The organism is Corynebacterium sp. HMSC074E01, from assembly GCF_001808885.1.
GTDB lineage: Bacteria > Actinomycetota > Actinomycetes > Mycobacteriales > Mycobacteriaceae > Corynebacterium.
Genome location: NZ_KV794847.1, coordinates 287,941 through 307,228, shown reverse-complemented (window position 1 = coordinate 307,228; position 19,288 = coordinate 287,941). Strand labels below are relative to the sequence as shown.

General features: G+C 61.3%; 18 protein-coding genes. 8 read left to right on the top strand and 10 right to left on the bottom strand.

The window, feature by feature from the left end; translation table 11 throughout:
- Positions 1-19: 19 nt before the first annotated feature.
- Entirely contained in the window at positions 20-1,714 is a 1,695-nt protein-coding gene (gene ptsP, locus HMPREF2537_RS07455; protein ID WP_070527210.1) for a phosphoenolpyruvate--protein phosphotransferase, read from the bottom strand.
- A gap of 237 nt (positions 1,715-1,951) precedes the next feature.
- Between ptsP and HMPREF2537_RS07450 the strand changes: the two genes are divergently transcribed.
- From HMPREF2537_RS07450 to HMPREF2537_RS07435, 4 genes are all read left to right on the top strand, one after another.
- Positions 1,952-2,923, top strand: a complete 972-nt coding sequence (locus tag HMPREF2537_RS07450) for a 1-phosphofructokinase family hexose kinase (RefSeq protein WP_070527208.1) — start codon at positions 1,952-1,954, stop codon at positions 2,921-2,923.
- Between the two features lie 22 nt (positions 2,924-2,945).
- The gene (locus HMPREF2537_RS07445) at positions 2,946-5,030 is read left to right on the top strand and encodes a PTS fructose transporter subunit IIABC (RefSeq protein ID WP_070527203.1); all 2,085 of its coding nucleotides are present in this window, start codon (positions 2,946-2,948) and stop codon (positions 5,028-5,030) included.
- Positions 5,031-5,088: 58 nt separating this feature from the next.
- The gene (locus HMPREF2537_RS07440; protein WP_010190265.1) at positions 5,089-5,358 is read left to right on the top strand and encodes an HPr family phosphocarrier protein; all 270 of its coding nucleotides are present in this window, start codon (positions 5,089-5,091) and stop codon (positions 5,356-5,358) included.
- A 145-nt stretch (positions 5,359-5,503) separates the two neighbouring features.
- Positions 5,504-6,031 carry a hypothetical protein gene (locus HMPREF2537_RS07435; RefSeq protein WP_070527200.1) on the top strand — a complete coding sequence of 176 codons (528 nt, stop codon included), beginning with the start codon at positions 5,504-5,506 and terminating at the stop codon, positions 6,029-6,031.
- A 111-nt stretch (positions 6,032-6,142) separates the two neighbouring features.
- On the opposite strand, the gene HMPREF2537_RS07430 is transcribed toward HMPREF2537_RS07435, so the two are convergent.
- Positions 6,143-7,423 (bottom strand): uracil-xanthine permease family protein, encoded by a 1,281-nt coding sequence (locus tag HMPREF2537_RS07430; protein ID WP_070527197.1) that lies wholly within the window; start codon positions 7,421-7,423, stop codon positions 6,143-6,145.
- A 34-nt stretch (positions 7,424-7,457) separates the two neighbouring features.
- Positions 7,458-8,936, bottom strand: a complete 1,479-nt coding sequence (gene hflX / locus HMPREF2537_RS07425; RefSeq protein ID WP_070527194.1) for a GTPase HflX — start codon at positions 8,934-8,936, stop codon at positions 7,458-7,460.
- Positions 8,937-9,058: 122 nt separating this feature from the next.
- Here hflX and HMPREF2537_RS07420 point away from each other — a divergent pair, with 122 nt between their 5' ends.
- A complete protein-coding gene (locus HMPREF2537_RS07420; protein WP_070527190.1) occupies positions 9,059-9,841 on the top strand; it encodes a hypothetical protein in 783 nt (260 codons plus the stop codon).
- Between the two features lie 21 nt (positions 9,842-9,862).
- Positions 9,863-10,396 carry a hypothetical protein gene (locus HMPREF2537_RS07415; RefSeq protein ID WP_070527187.1) on the top strand — a complete coding sequence of 178 codons (534 nt, stop codon included), beginning with the start codon at positions 9,863-9,865 and terminating at the stop codon, positions 10,394-10,396.
- Between the two features lie 17 nt (positions 10,397-10,413).
- Here HMPREF2537_RS07415 and dapF read toward each other — a convergent pair whose 3' ends face one another.
- From dapF to HMPREF2537_RS07400, 3 genes are read right to left on the bottom strand one after another with little or no spacing between them, the layout of a single operon-like run.
- A complete protein-coding gene (gene dapF, locus HMPREF2537_RS07410) occupies positions 10,414-11,250 on the bottom strand; it encodes a diaminopimelate epimerase (RefSeq protein WP_070527183.1) in 837 nt (278 codons plus the stop codon).
- A gap of 11 nt (positions 11,251-11,261) precedes the next feature.
- A complete protein-coding gene (gene miaA / locus HMPREF2537_RS07405; RefSeq protein ID WP_070527180.1) occupies positions 11,262-12,188 on the bottom strand; it encodes a tRNA (adenosine(37)-N6)-dimethylallyltransferase MiaA in 927 nt (308 codons plus the stop codon).
- Positions 12,188-12,820: a hypothetical protein gene (locus HMPREF2537_RS07400; protein WP_070527177.1), complete on the bottom strand. Its 633-nt coding sequence runs from the start codon at positions 12,818-12,820 to the stop codon at positions 12,188-12,190. Before HMPREF2537_RS07400 ends, miaA begins: the two co-directional genes overlap by 1 nt.
- Positions 12,821-12,951: 131 nt before the next feature.
- Between HMPREF2537_RS07400 and HMPREF2537_RS07395 the strand changes: the two genes are divergently transcribed.
- Both HMPREF2537_RS07395 and HMPREF2537_RS07390 read left to right on the top strand, forming a co-directional pair.
- The gene (locus HMPREF2537_RS07395) at positions 12,952-14,268 is read left to right on the top strand and encodes a DUF349 domain-containing protein (protein ID WP_070527174.1); all 1,317 of its coding nucleotides are present in this window, start codon (positions 12,952-12,954) and stop codon (positions 14,266-14,268) included.
- 15 nt (positions 14,269-14,283) lie between these two features.
- Positions 14,284-15,360: a GNAT family N-acetyltransferase gene (locus HMPREF2537_RS07390; RefSeq protein WP_070527171.1), complete on the top strand. Its 1,077-nt coding sequence runs from the start codon at positions 14,284-14,286 to the stop codon at positions 15,358-15,360.
- On the opposite strand, the gene HMPREF2537_RS07385 is transcribed toward HMPREF2537_RS07390, so the two are convergent.
- The 4 genes from HMPREF2537_RS07385 to recX are packed head-to-tail and all read right to left on the bottom strand — an operon-like array spanning position 15,342 to position 19,283.
- Entirely contained in the window at positions 15,342-16,430 is a 1,089-nt protein-coding gene (locus HMPREF2537_RS07385; RefSeq protein ID WP_083298989.1) for an alkene reductase, read from the bottom strand. The two genes, HMPREF2537_RS07390 and HMPREF2537_RS07385, sit on opposite strands and share 19 nt — an antisense overlap.
- 28 nt (positions 16,431-16,458) lie before the next feature.
- A complete protein-coding gene (locus HMPREF2537_RS07380) occupies positions 16,459-17,091 on the bottom strand; it encodes an Rv2732c family membrane protein (protein ID WP_070527165.1) in 633 nt (210 codons plus the stop codon).
- 21 nt (positions 17,092-17,112) lie between these two features.
- Positions 17,113-18,675, bottom strand: a complete 1,563-nt coding sequence (gene miaB, locus HMPREF2537_RS07375) for a tRNA (N6-isopentenyl adenosine(37)-C2)-methylthiotransferase MiaB (RefSeq protein WP_083298988.1) — start codon at positions 18,673-18,675, stop codon at positions 17,113-17,115.
- Positions 18,672-19,283 carry a recombination regulator RecX gene (gene recX, locus HMPREF2537_RS07370; protein WP_070527160.1) on the bottom strand — a complete coding sequence of 204 codons (612 nt, stop codon included), beginning with the start codon at positions 19,281-19,283 and terminating at the stop codon, positions 18,672-18,674. The genes miaB and recX overlap by 4 nt, the downstream gene beginning before the upstream one ends.
- Positions 19,284-19,288 lie beyond the last annotated feature (5 nt).

Below are 19,288 nucleotides of genomic sequence, written 5' to 3'. Positions count from 1 at the left end.
CTCCTGCGCATTCAATAATCTAGGACGCTTGGAATTGCTCCAATAGGTCAATCACTGCGGCGCGGGCATCAGCTGGGCCCTCAGCGTTTACTGCTGCATCCGCCATCTTCTGGCATTGCTCAAGAGTGACCTCAGCAAGCTGTGCACCAACACCTGCGACGGCGGTCGACGCCGCCGACAGCGACGTCACACCAAGGCCGGTCAGTACGCAAGCGAGCATGGGATCAGCTGCTGCTTCACCACAAACGCCAACCGGAACGTTGTTATCGCGTCCGACCACGCAGGTGTGCTGAATCAAACGCAACACGGCCGGCTGCCACGGATCGGTCAGGTAGGCCAGCTGGGGCGATAGGCGGTCAGCGGCCATGGTGTACTGCGTCAAGTCATTGGTACCGATGGACACGAAGTCGAGGTGCGGCAAGATAGTATCCGCCATCAGGGCTGCAGCCGGTACCTCAATCATCGCGCCAGCCGTGAGCCCACGCTCACGACAGAGTTCAGCGAACCACTTTGCCTCGACTGCGGTGGCCACCATCGGTGCCATAACCCACGTCGTGGCACCCTCGGCACGCTTTTCTGCGGCCTGTGCGATGGCATCGAGCTGACGGGTCAAAAGCGCCTCGTTGTCGCGGGCGATACGCAGGCCGCGGACGCCCAAGGCGGGGTTCTCCTCAGAGTCCAACGTGGCATAGGAGATCGGCTTATCAGAACCAGCGTCGAGTGTTCGAACAACGACCTTGGAGTCCGGGAAAGCGTTGAAAACCTTGCCGTAGATGCGCGCTTGCTCCTCCACGGTGGGCTCTTCGCTCGCGGAGAGGAAAGACAGCTCCGTACGGTACAAACCGATACCTTCTGCCTGCGAATCGGAGGCGATACGAGCTGCGTTACCGTCGGCAACATTGGCTAGCAACTGCACGCGGTGTCCGTCCTTGGTCTGGGCCGGACCCCGCCACTCGGCTACTCGTGCCGCCTTCTCGCGGTATTCCTCTACAGCCTTGAGCGAGGCGGCGCGATCCGCGCCAAGGGCCACTGTGCCCACGGAGCCATCGACGAAGATCTGGGTTCCCGCCTCAATCGTGCGCAGCTCAGCGCCGACCGCCACAATGCACGGAAGGTCGAGCTGACGAGCAATAATTGCAGTGTGGCTGGTGGGACCGCCCAGCTCGGTCACCAGCGCCTTGATGTGGGTGGTGTCCAAGGTTGCGGTATCCGCCGGTGCAAGGTCATCCGCCAGCAGCACGGCTTCCCCTTCAACCATGGGCAGGCCCGGCTCTTGCTCACCGCGTAGTTGTGCGATGACGCGGTCGCGAACGTCCTTGAGGTCAGTCGTGCGCTCAGCCATCACGCCGCCGGCAGCCTCAAACATGGTGACAAACCTGTCCGTGGCCCCCACAACTGCATACTCGGCGTTCTTGCCGCTGCGAATACCCTTGCGCACTGCCTTGTGCCAACCTCGGTCCTTGACCATTCCGGCGGTAGCGCCCAGGACTTCTGCTGCCTGACCTTCCGCACCAGCGGCACGCTGCTCTAGCCTGCTGGCAACAATGTCGACCGCTTCGAGGAAGCGATCGTATTCAGCATCACGCTGCTCCTCCGCCACGGTTTCTCCAGCCGTGGGCAGTTCTGGGCGTGGGCGAACCCACACCGCCTCAGCGTATGCAACGCCGGCGACGACACCGGTGCCTTTAATGGTGGATGGGGATGCGTTTTCCATGACACATTTCCTTACGGAGACGATGTTTTCTCTTTCCAGATCATCACAAGTCGGCCAAAAATGCAACGAAACCCACAGTGATTCCATTGACATTCGGACACATACGGGCAATAATCAACATTAAGCAACATTAATTTCACGTTGACAACGGGCAATCCGCACCGAAGCTCTTGTTCACGCCCCTGAGGCGCGTTTGCCCCCAATATACGCACTCCGCGAAAGGGGACATTCTCCACGATGATCCTTACTTTGACCCCCAACCCAAGCATCGACGCCACCGTGCGCCTGAACGAGGCGCTCGAACCCGGTGCCGTCCACCGCGCCGAGTCTGTCTCCAGCGTTGCTGGCGGTAAAGGCGTCAACGTTACGCATGCAGTAACGCTCGCCGACGTCGACAGTCTGGCCCTTCTCCCGGCTATGGCCTCAGACCCTTTCTTGACCCTCGCCGCTGACGCATCTATCCCCGTACACGCAGTGCCGACACAGGGCGCGGTGCGCACCAACACCACCTTGACCGAACCGAATGGCCGCACGACCAAACTCAACGGACCTGGCCCCACGCTCGATGAATCAGTTCAGCAAGACGTGGCACAGGCCGTTGCTGAACGCTGCACCGACGCCGAGTGGATCGTCATGGCGGGCTCTCTTCCCAAAGGCGTTCCTACAGATTGGTACACGCAGCTCATCAGTGTCGCTCGCGAAGCCAACCCCGACATCCGCATAGCCGTCGATACCTCTGATGCGCCCATGGTGGCTCTCGGTAACAACCTCGAAGTAGCCAGCCCCGACCTCATCAAGCCAAACGGCCTCGAGCTGGGCCAGCTTGCAGGCGTCGATGGTCAGGCCCTTGAGGCCGCCGCCGAAGACGGCGACTTCAGCGGAGTGGTTGAGGCCGCGAGGGTCGTCGTCAAGCGCGGCATCCCCGAGGTTCTTGTCACCCTGGGCGGCGCTGGCGCGGTGCTGGTCACGGCCAAGGAAGCATGGGCTGCTACTCCCCCGCCCATCACCCTGCGCTCCACCGTGGGTGCCGGCGATTCTTCGCTCTCCGGCTATATCCTCGCCCGCCGCTCCGGCGCCTCGTACCCCGAAGCCCTGCGCCAGGCTGTGGCCTACGGTTCAGCAGCCGCAGCACTCCCGGGAACCCAGATTCCAACCCCCGAAGAACTGGATATCGAACACACGACGGTTTCGGCCGTCACCGACCTTTAGTAGTACTGAGGAGTACCTACCGATGTCATCACAACTCATCACCACCGACCTCGTGGCGCTCGACGCCGACTTCGGTGACAGCATCGAATCAGTCATTACCAATCTGGCCACGCTTGTTCACGACACCGGCCGCGCCACCTCCGTGGAGGAACTGGCAGGCCCCGCCATTGAGCGTGAGGCCAAGGCCGGCACCGGTGTTCCCGGTGGCGTTGCCATCCCACACTGCCGCTCTGCTGCCGTGTCTGAACCCACCCTGGCCTTCGCCCGCCTCTCGCGCGGGGTCGACTTCTCCGGCCCCGATGGTGACGCCCACCTGGTGTTTCTCATCGCGGCCCCGGAAGGTGGCGGTAAGGCACACCTGAAGATCCTCTCCAAGCTTGCCCGCGCGCTGGTGAAGAAGGACTTCTTGGAGGCTCTGCGCACCGCGCAGACCAAGGAGGAAATCGTCTCTCTGGTCCTCGACGTGGTCAACGCCGAAAAGCCGAAGAAGAAGGCTGCCGCCAGCGAATCGGCACCTGCCGCTGCGGCTGCAGCGCCTGCGGCAAGCAAGGCTGCGGATTCACAGAAGACCCGCATCGTGGCCGTCACCGCATGCCCGACTGGCATTGCCCACACGTACATGGCAGCCGACGCACTCACCCAGACCGCCGAGGAGCGCGACGATGTCGAGCTCACAGTCGAGACCCAGGGATCTTCCAATAACACCGCTGTTTCTGCAGAAACCATCGCGGCTGCCGACGCCGTCATTTTCGCCACCGATGTCGGTGTTCGCGACCGGGAGCGCTTCGCCGGCAAGCCCGTCATTGAATCGGGCGTCAAGCGCGCCATCAACGAGCCGGGCGTGATGCTCGATGAAGCCATCGCTGCCTCCAAGAACCCCAACGCACACAAGGTCGCAGGCACTGCAGGCGCAGCCTCCTCTAGCTCCGCGGAAGAAGGCGAAGGACTGGGCTGGGGCAAGCGCATTCAGCAGGCCATCATGACCGGCGTGTCCTACATGGTTCCCTTCGTCGCCGCCGGTGGCCTCCTCTTGGCCTTGGGCTTCCTCTTCGGTGGCTACGACATGGCAAACGGCTGGCAGGCCATCACCACCGATTACTCGCTGACCAACCTGCCGGGCCATGACGTCATGGTTGATGGCGAAATGATGACCTTCCAGAAGGCAGGATTCGCCCTATACATCGGCGCTGTGCTCTTCGCGATTGGTCAAGCATCGATGGGATTCATCGTCGCGGCGCTATCCGGCTACATTGCCTTTGCCCTGGCAGGCCGCCCGGGCATCGCGCCGGGCTTCGCCGGTGGTGCCATTGCTGTTACCCTCGGTGCGGGCTTCATCGGTGGTCTGGTTACCGGCCTTATCGCTGGCTTTGTTGCGATGTGGATTGGCAAGTGGAAGGTCCCGCGCTGGATCGGCTCCCTCATGCCTGTAGTCATCATCCCGCTGCTCGCCACGATGGTTACTGGCCTGCTCATGTACCTGCTGCTCGGTGCACCGCTGGCCGCCATCATGGAAGGCCTGCAGAACTGGCTGTCCTCCATGTCCGGTTCCTCCGCTGTCCTTCTGGGCATCATCCTGGGCCTTATGATGTGCTCCGACTTGGGTGGCCCGGTCAACAAGGCTGCTTACCTCTTCGCTACTGCTGGCCTGTCCACGGGTGATGAGGCTTCCATGAAGATCATGGCCGCTGTCATGGCCTCCGGCATGGTTCCGCCGATTGCGCTGTCCATCGCTACCTTCGTCCGCAAGAACCTGTTCACGCCTGCGGAGCAGGAGAACGGCAAGTCCGCTTGGCTGCTGGGTCTGTCCTTCGTCTCCGAGGGTGCTATCCCCTTCGCTGCTGCCGACCCGCTGCGTGTCATCCCTTCGATGATGCTCGGTGGCGCAGTAACAGGTGCTTTGTCGATGTCCCTGGACGTCATGTCCCGCGCTCCGCACGGCGGAATCTTTGTTATCTTCGCTATCGAACCTGCGTGGGCTTACTTCGTGGCTATCCTTGCCGGCGTCATCGTGTCCGCCATTGCGGTCATCGCGATGAAGCAATTCTGGCCCAATAAGGCTGCTGAAGAGGCTGCTGCGAAGGCAGACAAGACCAAGGCCGCCGCCTAGCGCTTAACCCGCGTACACTTGTAAGCACGAAACACCGTAATTCGAAAGGATTATCATCATGGCTTCTAAGACCGTCAAGGTTGGTTCCTCCGTCGGACTGCACGCACGTCCGGCTTCCATCATCGCCGATGCTGCCGCTGAGTTCGATGAGGACATCTTCCTCACCCTCGTTGGCGATGAGGACGAGGATGAGACCGATGCTGCTTCCTCCCTCATGATCATGGCTCTCGGCGCCGAGCAGGGCGACGAAGTCACCGTGACCTCCGAGAACGAGGCGGCTGTCGAGAAGATCGCCGGCCTCATCGAGCAGGACCTCGACGCTTCCTAAAGCACTTTCCGTTTATAGAACGGCAGCTCCCGCTTCCCTCTTACGCTGAGGGTGGCGGGAGCTTTTCGTTTCACCTCGTCTCCGCGGACTCTTTCGCTTTTCATCGCCACTCGGCTGAAGTGACCCGCTGTGTAGAGTCAAAGACATGACCGACCAGCCCATAACGCCCCCAGACTTCGGCATCGAAGCGCTAAATCTGGCGCTGATTGCGGAATCCTTAACCCCGCGCTTGGATAGCTTTACCGCTTCCGAGAATCATTACCGGCACGAGGGCTCGTGGAAGGAACCGAAATTCACCGTCGTCGCGCTCATAAGGAATAAGCTGGCCATCGACGCAGTCCTAGCCATTGAGACTGAATGCGAACAGGGATTGGCCTTTGTGGGCTACGAGATCATGGGGGCGATGTCCCGGCTCCGCGGCGACCTCGATACCGAAACTCTCTACCACGGAGTTGCCTCATTCCTCTGGGCGGATCAGTTAGCGGGAGACTATCCGATTGGAAAAGCAGACTTCGCCAACCCCGAAACCATTTCGTGGCCAACTCATACCGCCGACGAGGTATACATACACACGGTGCGAGAGCTACTGGACTACGTACAGGCTCATGCCGACAGTGATGATGTCTGGCTGAATGACGAGTTCGTGAAGAGAGCTGTAAAGGGACCGAAGTAAAAGCACCTTATGCAGACTTCTGCACACATTCATCTGGGGTTTTGCGTAAATACGCGTCCAGATGGTGCCTTTACTCCGGTCCCTTATCCTCGCTAGTCGGCGGAAGCGCCTCTAGTACTTCGCGCCGCGTCCCTCACCAATGGTGCCGTAGAGCTTCTTCATCACTGGGTAGAGCACGATGATGCCAACCGAGCCCCAGGCAATACCTTCGAGCGTCACGCCGAAGACGTCGAGCGTGAGGTTACCAATACCCGCGATGAGCGCCACTGCCGCCGCAGTGAGGTTCACTGGGTTGTTGAAGTTGACCTTGTTGTCCATCCAGATGCGCACGCCAAGCATGCCGATAAGGCCGTAAAGGACGATGCAAGCACCGCCCAGCACGCCGGTGGGGATGGTGAAGATAAGCGCGCCAAACTTCGGGATGAAGGCCAGAGCGATGGCGGTGATTGCAGCTACCCAGTAGGCGGCCGTGGAGTAGACGCGGGTGGCGGCCATGACGCCGATATTCTCCGCGTAGGTTGTGGTGCCGGAGCCGCCGAAACCACCGGCCAGGGAGGTGGCCAGGCCGTCCGCGATGAGAGCGTCGCCAGCGAGATCATCGAGGTCGCGCTTGGTCATCTCAGAGACGGCTTTGACGTGGCCGACATTTTCAGCAATCAGAACGACCAACACCGGAAGTGCTGCCGCGATGGCGGAAACGTGGAACTCCGGCGCATGGAACTGCGGGAAGCCAATCCAAGCCGCCTCGCGGATAGACTCCACCGCGCCCTCACCGAGGTTGCCCGTGGCAGCTGCGAAAGCCCAGCCGACGACGACACCAATCAGAATCGACAGACGCGAAACCATGCCGCGCCCGGCCACGGTGGCCAAGATGATGACCGCCAGCGTCACCGTAGCGACCAGAGGCTGGCTCGAATAGTTGGTGGCAGCATTGGGCGCCAAGTTAAGGCCGATCAGTGCCACGATGGCGCCGGTCACGGCCGGCGGCATGACGGCGTCAAGGACCTTGCGGCCCGCCGCCTTCACCGCGAAACCAATCGCCACCAAGACCAGGCCGGTCACTAAGACGGAACCTGCCTGCGCGCCAATGCCGTACTGCTGGGAGGCGCTCAGCGGTGCAATGAACGCGAAGGAGGAACCCAGGTAGGAAGGGAGGCGGTTGCGGGTAATCAGGAGGAACAGTATCGTTCCCAGGCCTGAAAACAGCAGCGTCGTGTTGACCGGGAATCCGGTCAGGGTGGGCACCAGCAACGTCGCGCCGAACATGGCCACCACGTGCTGCATGCCGATGCCGATGGTGCGGCCCCAGCTCAATCGTTCTTCGGGTGCGACAACCGCGCCCGGCTTAATCGTCTTTCCGTCCCCGTGGACGGCCCAGCCAAATTTACTCACGAACCATAATTATGGCTCACTCGAGCACCGAAACCTAAGCGTCTTGGTCAGAAACTCGAAATTCTTTGAGCTCGGCGGCGATGGAGGCGGGCAGGCGGACGTCGACAAGCGTGCCCTCCCCTGTGTATTCCTCGCTGCGCACCGTGCCCTGGGTATGGATGCGATCGACCACGTCGCCACGGGTAAACGGCACGAGCAGCTGCACGTGTTCATCCCGGGAATTGAGGAACAACTCCACGCGCGTCGTGAGCTCATCGATGCCCTCTCCCGTCTTGGCGGAGACATAAACCACATTGTCGCGGTCGAGGGCGTGACGCAACTCCGCCAACACCAGCGGATCGGCCTGGTCAATCTTATTGATCACGACGATCTCCGGCGGGGCCTCCTCACCGGTCTCCTTCACGATGTCATAAATGACCTGGTTGACGGCCTCAATCTGCTTCAGCGGGAAGGGATCCGACCCGTCCACCACGTGCAGCATCAGGTCTGCTGCGAGGACCTCCTCCAAGGTGGACTTGAAGGCTTCCACCAACTGCGTGGGCAGGTGGCGCACGAAGCCGACGGTGTCGGTGAAGACGACCTGGCGGCCATCGGCAAGCTCGGCGCGGCGAGTGGTGGGATCCAAGGTCGCGAACAGCGCGTCCTCCACCAGCACGCCGGCGCCCGTCATTGCATTAATGAGGGAGGACTTGCCAGCGTTGGTGTAGCCAGCGATGGCGATCTGAGGGATCGTCGATGACGCACGGCGCGAACGCTTAATCTCACGCGCCGTTTTCATCGCCTTAAGCTCCTTGCGAAGCAGGGCCATCTGCGTGCGGATGCGGCGGCGGTCCGTCTCAATCTTGGTCTCACCGGGACCGCGCAGGCCCACGCCACCGTTGGAGCCGGCACGGCCGCCCGCCTGGCGCGAGAGGTTTCCACCCCAACCACGGGTATGGGTATAGAGGTATTCCAGCTGCGCGAGCGAGACCTGGGCCTTGCCTTCCTTGGACTTGGCGTGCTGCGCAAAAATATCCAGGATGAGCATGGTGCGGTCAATGACCTTGGTGTTGAGCGCACGCTCCAAGGCAGAGAGCTGGCCTGGTGTTAGCTCGCCATCGCACACCACGGTATCCGCGCCAGTAGCAGCCACGATATCCTTAAGCTCGTTCACTTTGCCCGAACCGATATAGGTGCCCGGATCCGGTTTATCTCGCTTCTGGTACAAGGCTTCGACGACTTCGGCTCCCGCGGTTTCCGTCAGAGCGGCTAGCTCCGCCATCGTAGCCTCGACCTCGGCCACGGTACCTTCAGTCCACACTCCCACGAGCACCACTTGCTCAAGGCGCAGCTTTCGGTACTCCACCTCATAGCCATCGGTGGTGTCTTCCGCGCGGATGGTGGTCTCACGGTTTACTCGCCGGAAGGCGTTGCGCTCCGCAAGGTCGAGATCACCGGTAGTTGGCTCCTGTGAATTGGGCGCGGGCTCACCAAAAGCCTGCGCGAGGAGATCATCATGGGTTTCTTTTGTCATATGCTCCCTATTCTTGCACGTTGTCCCTCTCAACTGGGAATCTCCGCTTCCTGTTCCCGCAGACTGCCGCAGCGCGGTGACGTATCAGCGATGGTTTTTGAGTCCCCTCTGCGACAGATACAATGGTGCGCATGACCGTGAAAGAAACCTCCCACCCAGAGATGCAGGCCATCGGCCTCAACTACGAGCGCTGGCAGGACGCCGTTGAGGCAGCCATTTCCACCAATCAACTGGCAGTGACCGGGGAGGTTCGCGGGGGACAACTTATCCAGTTCGCGGATCCTTCCGGTGCGCAGCTCAATATCCTTGCCGTCGAGCCATTCGCCACCTTCATCGGTTTCGAGGGCGTTACCCAGGGCTTCGCCCACGTCTCTATGATCAACGATGTCTTGGCTTACCTGGACATCATCGATCCTTTCGGGAACGTCCTCGCGCAAGCGACGGCAAACCTGGCACAGGGCCCGCTTTTAGCCGATGAGGACACTCAGCAATGGCAGCAAGTAGAGCTCACCGCGATGGGCCTCAATGTCACCGTGTACGACAGCACTGACGCCTACGAGGCTGAGAAGGGCGCTTACCCAGCCACATTTGAGTCCACAGGCGCAGCGGTGGTCGCAGCCGGTTCCGGTTCCGAAACCCCCACCCCGGGCTGCACTTTTTCTGCCCGGGTCATGGAATCCGAATGGCGCCACAACCAGCTCACCGGACATCGCTTCATGCACTTGGTCATGGATGGCACCTTCCCCTTCGATCTCTGCCTGCCGGAAAGCTTTGGCGAGTTGCCGCCAAAGGATTCCGTTCTCGCCGGCTCGGCAATGTTGACCGCCTCGATTGCGCTGCCCACCGGTGGCTGTGGCGGCGAAGGCGGATGCGCCTGCGGCTCCGGCGGCTGCGGCGGTCACTAGAACTTCCGTAGAGTAGTTCACATGAGTTTTTCCGCATCTCAGCGTCGCGGCCTTGCGCTCCTGCTCGCCGTGGTTACCGCTGCGGTGTTGATTCTGACACTGAAGCTGCCGGGAGTTATCCTCGCCGCGTTTGTGTGCGCAGCGCTGTGGCTCTTTGCTGACGCTCGCCCCAACGCCTCGGAACATGCAGCACTGCGGGCTTCTATTGCTCTCACGGTGGAGGACATCACCGGGGTCCTCGAGGACTACGCCACGTTTGCCACGAGCGACGACGCAGAGTCCCTCGCCGACCGCACGCTACACCGCCCCGCGCTTGTCGACGCCGACTGCGCCAACCCCACCATCGAAGCGTTCCACTATGAGATGCACGGCGCGCAACGCTTCTTACGCCGCCTCGATGCTCGAGTGAACTCACCGAATGCTGAAACTGGTGAACTTGAATCGCTACTTAAGGTGGCTGATGAACGTGCCGCCGAGCTCAAAGAAGCCTGGCTCGCTGCCCGCCGCGCCGCCTTGGCTTTGGGTACCAATTACGAAAAGGAGGACGGACGCTAAACGCCGTCCTGAAAGCCCTATAGTGACGTTTCACCAGTTGCCACGATGCGCGAAGGCCCCCTCAGGGTGGAGCCATCCTCGGTGATTTCTACCTCTACCTCACCTCCGGGAACAATGACGCGAACGCGGCCGGAGACCTGGGAGGCGTCGGCAAGCGCAGCACACGCTGCCGCCACCGTTCCGGTGCCGCACGAACGGGTCTCGCCCGAGCCGCGCTCGAAGACGCGCATGTGAATCGCACCGTCCTGCAAGGGCGTCACCAGCTCTACGTTGACGCCTGCCGGGAAGAAATCCGTATCGAAAACCGGCTGCTCGAGACGCTTGCCAGCCAGATCCTCTGGGCTTAGCCCCGGAATAACCGCCGCCAAATGAGGGTTCCCCATGTCAACCCCCAGCCCAGCGAAGCTCTCCCCCGCCATCGAGGCTGTGGAAACACCGAGCACCTGCGCCGGCCCCATCTCCACGCTGACTTCAGCCGCCGTGTCGTTGAAGGAGTGCACGGTCACCTGCTTGGCTCCAGCCCGCGTTCCCACTGTGAAGGTATCCGTATCCACCAACCCACGGGAGCGGACCCAGTGCGCGAAGACGCGGGTGCCGTTGCCACACATTTCCGCCACGGAGCCATCTGCGTTGCGGTAGTCCATGAACCAGTCATCGGCCTCGATACCCGGCGCGAGTTCCTCAATCTCCCCATTGGCAAGCAGCTGACCGGCGCGGATAACGCGCAGTACACCGTCGGCACCGATTCCCGCGCGCCGATCACACAGCGCCACTACCTTTTCCGGTGGCAGCGGATTGGTTCCTTCCACAATGACGAAGTCGTTCTCTGTTCCGTGGCCTTTTGCAAACTTCATAGCTGTAGAGTTTAACGTCCTTCGATGACCTGCAAGGCCTGCGCCGTCGTATCGGCCGCAGCATCCAGCCACTGGATTCGCTTATCACGGTTGAACCAGGCGCGCTGGCGGCGCACATAGCGGCGGGTTCCGGTGATGGTGCGCTCCACTGCTTCTTCCCATGTCAGCTCTCCTCGCTGGGCTTGGAGAACTTGGGCATAGCCAATAGCCCGCCCGGCCGTGGACTCAGCCTTCAAGCCGCGGGCTTGGAGGCCTTCGACTTCTTCCACGAGCCCTTTGTCGAACATGAGGCGGCTGCGCAACTCAATACGTGGGTTTAGCCAGCTGGATTCGGTACGCAGGCCGAGGATTATCGTGCCCCACCGGGGCGGGGCATTCTTCGGTGGCTGGCTGGCTTTGAAGGGCTTTCCAGTTAGTTCAATGACCTCCAGCGCGCGCACGGTGCGGCGCGGATCTTTGTCCTCGATGATGGCTGCGGCCGCTGGGTCCACAGCGGCAAGCTCCGCATGCAGAGCATCAGTACCAATCTCTTGGCGCCGGGCTTCCCAGCGCGCCCGCACCTGCGGGTCGGTGGGTGGGAATTGCCAGTTATCCACGAGTGATTGGACATACAGCATGGAGCCGCCTACCAGGATCGGGGTCTTACCGCGCGCACGGATGCCGTCAATATCCGCGATGGCGGAAGCCTGATAGCGCGCTACCGACGCCGCTTCCGTCACGTCCCACACATCCAGTTGATGGTGCGGAATGCCTTCGCGTTCCTCCATTGTCAGCTTGGCTGTGCCGATATCCATGCCACGGTAGAGCTGCATTGAATCAACGTTGACGACTTCCCCATCAAGCTCGTGTGCCAGTGCTACACCGAGCGCCGATTTTCCGGAGGCCGTGGGCCCCACCACTGCGATGGGAGTCGGAGCATAAGCGTGCGTATCAAGCATCAGCACTGCCACCCCGCCACATATCGCCCCACCCCGAGGGTGGAGTCCGCTGCCCGCAGTTCCGCGTGGCGCGGGTGCACGCCCGCCAGTTGTGCCCAGAGACTCGTCTCAAGCACCCCAGCGGATTGGAGGCGCGCTTCATCACAATGTACTTCCCCACCCGCCAGGATGCTCTCGCACCACAGGTGTGCATCGCGCGCGCCTTCGACGAGGGCGAGCGGCGCGCGTTCGGTCAGACCAGCTGAGCCATCGACGCACACCACGGTCAGGTGGCCGGGGCGCACCTCACCGAGTTCAGCGCGGGAATCCGCTACCACGAAGCCTGGTACCTCGGGAGTATGACTAAGCGCATGGCTGAGCACGTAGCGGGCGATAATTTCCGGCAGGTAGTTGCCGCCGCCGACATTTACCTGCGGTGCGCCCCATGCCCGCAAGCTTCCAGTGTGCTCGGTACGCCACCGAGCATCCCGCGAACCCACAATATCTACCTTGAGGGGGCTGCTTGCGCTGATGCGTGCAGCGTCACGGACGAGTTCGCAGGCGGCGCTGAGCAGCGCACGCGAAGCATCATCGTTGGGCGAGAGTTCTTCTGCCAACGCCGGTGAGGCAGGAATAACCATGAGATTTTGCATCAATTCCCATCCTATAAGGTTCGTTTTCCGGGGTTAACACGCGGCTGCACGGCGGAAACGGTAGTGTTGTGTCACATAAGTTCTGGCAGCCGTGTCGCGCGGCGCGATAGTACCGAAGGTGGTTTCTTACCATGTCCGCTATTCCTTCCCCTGGAGCCATGCCCCGCAAGGGCGCCCGCCCCGGCCCTTCTTTCTCCGGCCCGACAGCTCGTCCGGTGCAGCCTGCGAAGAATGATCCCGCCAAGTGGGGCCGCGTTGATGCTGATGGTTCGGTCTTCGTGAAGTCACCCGAAGGCGAACGCAAGATCGGTGAATGGCAGGCCGGTACACCGGAAGAAGGCTTGGCTCACTTTGGCGCCCGCTACGATGATCTGTCTACCGAAATCGAGCTGCTGGAATCTCGCCTCAAGGCACATCCGGGCGATGCTGCAGCGATCAAGACAACCGCGGCAGAACTACGGGAATCTCTGCCCACCCAGGCGGTGATTGGTGATATTGCCGCATTAGACAAGCGTCTGGGCACCGTCATCGAGCATTCCGTTGAGGCCGGTGAGCAGGCGCAGGCTGACAAGGCTCGTCGCCGCGAAGAGGCGATCGCGAAGAAGGAGAAGCTGGCCGCCGAAGCCGAAGACATCGCTGCCAATTCGACGGAGTGGAAAGCCGCCGGCGACCGCATCCGCGCCATTCTTGAGGAATGGAAGCAGATTCGCGGCATCGACCGTCAGACGGATGATGCCCTGTGGAAGCGCTACTCCCGCGCCCGCGATTCCTTCAACCGCCGCCGCGGCTCGCACTTCGCTGAGCTCGATCGCAACCGCGCTGCTGCCCGCGCCAAGAAGGAAGAATTGGTTGAGCGCGCAGAAGCCATCAAGGAATCCACCAATTGGGGTGAAACGGCGCGCACTTACCGTGATCTCATGACGGAGTGGAAGGCCGCTGGCCGCGCTCCCCGCGAGATCGACGATAAGCTCTGGGCCCGCTTCCGTGCCGCGCAGGACCACTTCTTCAACGCCCGCAACGCGGTCAACGATGAACGCGATAAGCAGTTCGCGGAAAACGCGGCCGCCAAGGACGCGCTTATTGCGGAATATGACTCCCAGATCGACCCGGCCAAGTCCATCGACACGGCAAAAGCCAAGCTACGGGAGCTGCAGGAAAAGTGGGAAGAGATTGGTTTCGTCCCGCGCAATCAGGTGCGCGAGTACGAGGCCAAGATTGCGGCTCTGGAAAAGCGCGTGAGCGAAGCCGAGGATTCGGAGTGGCGCCGAACGGATCCGGAGGCCCAGGCCCGCGTGGCCCAGTTCCAGGCCAAGGTGGATGAATTCACCGCACAGGCGGAAGCTGCCGAGGCTAAGGGCAACGCCAAGAAGGCGGAGGATTTGCGTGCTCAGGCGAAGCAGTGGCAGGAGTTTGCGGATGCCGCAGCGGCTGCTGTCAACGACAAGTAGCGCTACGCAGCCTGAGTGTTCGTTCACATAGTCGCCCCGCCAGGCTCAGCCAACGCTGAGCCGGCGGATTGCCTCCGGAGCTTCGTCTTCGACGCCAACCTCGCTGCCCAAGAGGCCAGCGGCGATCCCGCAGCCAGTGGCTCTCCGCGCCGCGTGCTCCAGCGCCTGCAGGGCTCCTCGGAGTCTCAGACCTATCTTTTTGGGCTCACTGAAACCGCTATGGGTACAGCCGGAGAGTTGGGCCTGCCGGTCATTTCAGCGGCCGAACCCAGTCCGCACATCGACTTCGACGGTTTCATCCATATCTCACTGCCACTTCTGGAGGAGACGGATAACGCCGATATCGAATGCGTCCTCGCTGCTGATTACCTCCCACTGCCCGGGGAAAAGCTAGATGCAGAAGCCCTCGAGGTCACCCGGACCCTTGCCCGTGAAGCGCTGCGCCTAACCCGCCAGCTAGGCCGCAGGAATGCTCAAGTTGGCATGTTGTATCCACCGGACGCGGACCATACCTCCGATCCAATGTCGCAGGCTTACCTCGAACTGGGGTTTCATCACAAGCATGCCGAGCGCCAGATGTATGTCGACATCGCACCCGCCACCCCAGTGCTCGGTGCACAAGTCTGGCCGGACTACGACATTCCGGACGCTCTGCTTGACGACGTCCTCCGCTTGCTCACCATTGCCTCCGCTGACGCGGTCTACGGTGACTTGAGTGTCGAGCCCATCGTGTGGACGCGGCAGCGCCTCAAGGAAGCCCACGCCCGACTACGTTCCCGCAGAGCGCACACTCTGCTCGTGGGCATTCTCGACCAAGGGCGAGTCGTCGCGCTCACGGAACTCTCCCGCCACGGCGACGCAGACCCCGAGGTGTGCGAGTGGACTCTCACTGTCACCGACCGTGAATGCCGCCGCCGCGGGCTCGCCACGCGCGCCAAGCAGCACGCTCAGTACGCGGTGGCACACCACTGGCCCACTGTTCGCCGGGCCTACTGCTCTGTGGCCCAGGCCGATCCAGCGATGAACGCGCTCTATGCGCGCCTCGGCGCGCACGTCATCTCCGCCAGCAGCGCCTACGAGCTCACCGTGTAGAGGGGGTAGTCGGTGTAGCCGCGCTCCCCGCCCGTGTAGAACGTGCTCTCATCCGGCGCGGTGACAGGGAGTTCCTCCTGCCAGCGGCGAACTAGGTCCGGATTCGAAATGGCCAACCGGCCCACGGCGACGGCATCGCCGTGCTGCACTAGCTCCTCAGCTTCCGCGCGTTGAGTTACCTGGCCGAATCCCGAATTCACTATGACGCGGGTACGCCCATTGGCGCGAGCTTGAGTGCTCAGCTCAGTGATGAACTCACCAGTTGGCTCTGCGTGAAGGAAGGAAATATATGCCAAGCCGAGGTCTTCGATGGCGCGAAGAAGCCCACCATACGTGGCGCGCACATCCTCAGCGTCGCTTTCCTCAATACCTTGAATATTGTGTTGCGGCGAAAGGCGCAGCGCGAGGCGGTCAGCGCCAATTTCATCAGCCACCGCACGCAGGATCTCCTCCACAAGGCGATAGCGATTCTGCGGGCTTCCACCATAGGTATCTTCGCGATGATTGGAGCTTGGGGAAAGGAACTGGTGCAAAAGATAGCCGTTAGCACCGTGGATCTCTACGCCATCCATGCCTGCGTCGATGGCGTTGCGTGCGGCTTGACGGAACTCGTCAATAATGCGCGGAAGTTCTTTACTTTCGAGTGCTCGGGGAACCGGGCACTCCTTACGTGATTCAAAATCTCTTACCGCAGTACCGGAGGCCAGCGCAGAGGGTGCTTCCGGCTCCGCCCCTTCGAGGAGACTGGCATGTGACAGACGGCCTCCATTCATCACCTGCATAAAGATGCGCCCGCCGGACGCGTGAACGGAATCCGCGACGCGACGCCACCCGAAAATCTGCTGCAAGGTTTCGATACCGGGCTGGCCTGGGAAGGCACGGCTGGTCACCGTGGGGAACACACCTTCAGTCACGATAAGCCCCATGGAGGCACGCTGCGTGTAGTACTTCTCATGCAAATGCGTGGGGACACCATCACGGCCTGCGCGTGAGCGGGTCAAGGCTGCCATCGTCACGCGGTTTGGCAGCGTTAGTCGTCCCAATTCTAATGAGTCAAAGAGTGTAGCCATGCACTCCACAACACGAATCTAAGAATGCTTATTCCTCACCGTGCTGGCGGCGATGGCGTGAGGCGGCGCGTGAACGGCGATCGTCGATAAGCAGCGGATTCTGCTCCGCTGGCAGCTCGGTTGCAGCTTCGGTCTGCAAGACTCCCACGTGGTCAAGCTGCCCGGAAACTTCTCGCACCCGCTCAGCTGCGGCGAGCTGCTCGGGGCTGCGGCGCAACGCCACTTGGCAGTACACCAGGAAGGCCACAAAGGTAGAAATTGCTCCCACATACATGCCGATGGAAGCACCTTCCGCCGCGCCGCCGCGGTACCAGAAGCCCCAAAGGTTAGCGAAGAAGGAAATCGTGGTCATCATCCACGCCACCAAGGCAACAGACGTTCGTCGTGTAAGAAGCGTGACGGTGCTCAACACCCCCACGCCGCCGAGCGCCAACCACGCACTGACCGTCTCCATGAGCGAGATTCGGACTCCCTCGGCGGTCCCACCTACGAAGAGTGCCTCCCATCCGCGAGCCTCACCGGCATAAGGCAACACCAAGTACGCAACCCACGCCACGACGGACACGATGAGCGCGTATTTGTGCTTTCCCAGTTCGATGGTCTTCGCTGCGCGCTTTTCTGCCGCAACTGCATCGCGCACCTGCTTCAAATCATCACTCATAGGAACGGAGCCTACTCCCTTCTAGCAACCGCAGGAATCAGCGGGAGCACTGGGCTTGCCGACGCCCGGCAGCCCGAGACCCACCCCAATCGGTGCTGTGGTAGGTGTCTGGCCAGAAGCAGACATATCGCCAGCCTTAGTGCGACGGTGCTCGCTGACGCCTGAATCAGCGACGAGGAAGAAGGAACCCGCATCCGTCACGGTGGTGTGCACGACATCACCGGGGCGAATCTCCGTGGAGATGTCCTTCCCCTCACCATCAACAGGCGCAAAGTGAACCAGGCGCCCATCCCGCGCACGGCCCGTGAGTCGATGAGTTTCGGCAGACTTGCGGCCGCCCTCCGCCTGGACCAAGAGCTCTACATCGGTCCCAACGAGCTTCGCATTCTCCTCAGCCTGAATGGAATCTTGCAGCGCTACCAGGCGCTCGAAGCGCTCCTGCACTACCTCCTTCGGTATCTGATCCTCCATCTCCGCAGCCGGGGTGCCTGGGCGCGGTGAGTACTGGAAGGTGAAGGCCGAAGCGAAGCGGGCGCGGCGCACCACATCCAGGGTGGCCTCAAAATCTTCCTCAGTCTCGCCGGGAAAGCCCACGATGATATCGGTGGTGATGGCAGCGTGCGGCATCTTCTCCCGCACTTCATCGAGAATGCCCAGGAACTTCTTCGTGCGGTAGGAACGGCGCATATCTTTGAGCACCTTGTCCGAACCAGACTGCAGCGGCATGTGCAGCTGCGGGCACACAGCCGGCGTCTCCGCCATGGCATCAATGACGTCGGAGGTGAACTCTGCCGGGTGCGGGGAGGTAAAGCGGAGGCGCTCCAGTCCCTCAATCTTTCCTACTTCCCGCAGTAGCTTGGAGAAAGCGAAGCGGTCCCGCGGCAGGTCTGGGTCGGCGAAATTGACGCCATAGGCGTTGACGTTCTGTCCCAGCAACGTCACCTCGGACACGCCCTGGTCCACCAGGGCTTGAACCTCTGCGAGGATATCACCGGGGCGGCGATCTTCTTCCTTGCCGCGCAGGGAAGGAACGATGCAGAAAGTACAGGTGTTATTGCAGCCCACGGAGACCGATACCCACCCGGCATAGGCGGACTCGCGCTTGGCCGGCAGCACGGAGGGAAAAGCCTCAAGTGCATCGACGATCTCGACCTGGGCCTCATCATTGTGGCGGGCGCGTTCAAGAAGTGTCGGCAAAGCCGCCATGTTGTGGGTGCCGAAAACCGCATCTACCCACGGCGCATGATCAAGGACAGTGTCCTTGTCCTTTTGCGCCAGGCAGCCGCCCACCGCAATTTGCATGCCGGGGTGGTTCTCTTTCGTCTTCTTGAGCGCACCCAGGGTGCCGTACAAACGCTTATCGGCGTTCTCGCGTACTGCGCAGGTGTTGAAGACGATGAGGTCAGGCTCGACGCCATCCGGTACTGCCGAATATCCGGCTTCCTCTAGCAGGCCGGAGATGCGCTCTGAGTCATGAACGTTCATTTGGCAGCCAAAAGTCCGCACCTCATAGGTGCGGGGCTGAGTATTACTTACGGGGGAGGTCACGGGGGGACATTCTAACTGGCCAGTCCGACTACTCATAATGCCTCGGCAGCATCCGAGAGTTCGTCAATGCGTGCGTCCAAAACTTCGATGGAGATACGCATGACGAGCTCCTGGTTGTACCCACGCCGAGCAAGCGTTCCCACGATGCGGCGCAAGAACTTGTCCCTCTCATGCCGGTCAGCCGGAACCCTTTTAAGCGTCCGGGCTTTCTTTTCAGCTACCTGGCGGGCAACGACCTCTTCAGATTCCTCGGTGATCTGTTCTAAAGCTGCCGCACGGTCGGCGGCCTCGACGCCCTTTTCCTTGAGCTCTAGGTTGAGGGCGCGGGCCGACTTGCCGCGCCGCGCATGGCGTTGGCGAACCCATTCCTTGGCAAAGGATTCATCATCAACAAGTCCAACCTCTGCCAAGTCATCGACGACATCCTCAACCACGTCGGGTTCAAAGTCCGCAGCAACGAGGCGGTCACGCAGTTCCTTGCGGGAACGCGCCCTCTGATCCAGCAGACCCAGCGCACGGGAACGCACGGGAGCCTTCGCTGCCTCGGCTTCTGCATCAACCAGCTGCCCGCCCGCGTCACCTGCTTCATAGGATTCGAGGGCCTGGCGCAGCTTCTTGAGCTTCTCCGGTGAAGGTTCTGCCATTGATT

What these genes read in the sequence shown, in the direction of transcription:
- ptsP (WP_070527210.1), bottom strand. Translation starts at nt 1,714, where the DNA reads ATGGAAAACGCATCCCCATCCACCATTAAAGGCACCGGTGTCGTCGCC.
- HMPREF2537_RS07450 (WP_070527208.1), top strand. Translation starts at nt 1,952, where the DNA reads ATGATCCTTACTTTGACCCCCAACCCAAGCATCGACGCCACCGTGCGC.
- HMPREF2537_RS07445 (WP_070527203.1), top strand. Translation starts at nt 2,946, where the DNA reads ATGTCATCACAACTCATCACCACCGACCTCGTGGCGCTCGACGCCGAC.
- HMPREF2537_RS07440 (WP_010190265.1), top strand. Translation starts at nt 5,089, where the DNA reads ATGGCTTCTAAGACCGTCAAGGTTGGTTCCTCCGTCGGACTGCACGCA.
- HMPREF2537_RS07435 (WP_070527200.1), top strand. Translation starts at nt 5,504, where the DNA reads ATGACCGACCAGCCCATAACGCCCCCAGACTTCGGCATCGAAGCGCTA.
- hflX (WP_070527194.1), bottom strand. Translation starts at nt 8,936, where the DNA reads ATGACAAAAGAAACCCATGATGATCTCCTCGCGCAGGCTTTTGGTGAG.
- HMPREF2537_RS07420 (WP_070527190.1), top strand. Translation starts at nt 9,059, where the DNA reads ATGGTGCGCATGACCGTGAAAGAAACCTCCCACCCAGAGATGCAGGCC.
- HMPREF2537_RS07415 (WP_070527187.1), top strand. Translation starts at nt 9,863, where the DNA reads ATGAGTTTTTCCGCATCTCAGCGTCGCGGCCTTGCGCTCCTGCTCGCC.
- dapF (WP_070527183.1), bottom strand. Translation starts at nt 11,250, where the DNA reads ATGAAGTTTGCAAAAGGCCACGGAACAGAGAACGACTTCGTCATTGTG.
- miaA (WP_070527180.1), bottom strand. Translation starts at nt 12,188, where the DNA reads ATGCTTGATACGCACGCTTATGCTCCGACTCCCATCGCAGTGGTGGGG.
- HMPREF2537_RS07400 (WP_070527177.1), bottom strand. Translation starts at nt 12,820, where the DNA reads ATGCAAAATCTCATGGTTATTCCTGCCTCACCGGCGTTGGCAGAAGAA.
- HMPREF2537_RS07395 (WP_070527174.1), top strand. Translation starts at nt 12,952, where the DNA reads ATGTCCGCTATTCCTTCCCCTGGAGCCATGCCCCGCAAGGGCGCCCGC.
- HMPREF2537_RS07385 (WP_083298989.1), bottom strand. Translation starts at nt 16,430, where the DNA reads ATGGCTACACTCTTTGACTCATTAGAATTGGGACGACTAACGCTGCCA.
- HMPREF2537_RS07380 (WP_070527165.1), bottom strand. Translation starts at nt 17,091, where the DNA reads ATGAGTGATGATTTGAAGCAGGTGCGCGATGCAGTTGCGGCAGAAAAG.
- miaB (WP_083298988.1), bottom strand. Translation starts at nt 18,675, where the DNA reads ATGAGTAGTCGGACTGGCCAGTTAGAATGTCCCCCCGTGACCTCCCCC.
- recX (WP_070527160.1), bottom strand. Translation starts at nt 19,283, where the DNA reads ATGGCAGAACCTTCACCGGAGAAGCTCAAGAAGCTGCGCCAGGCCCTC.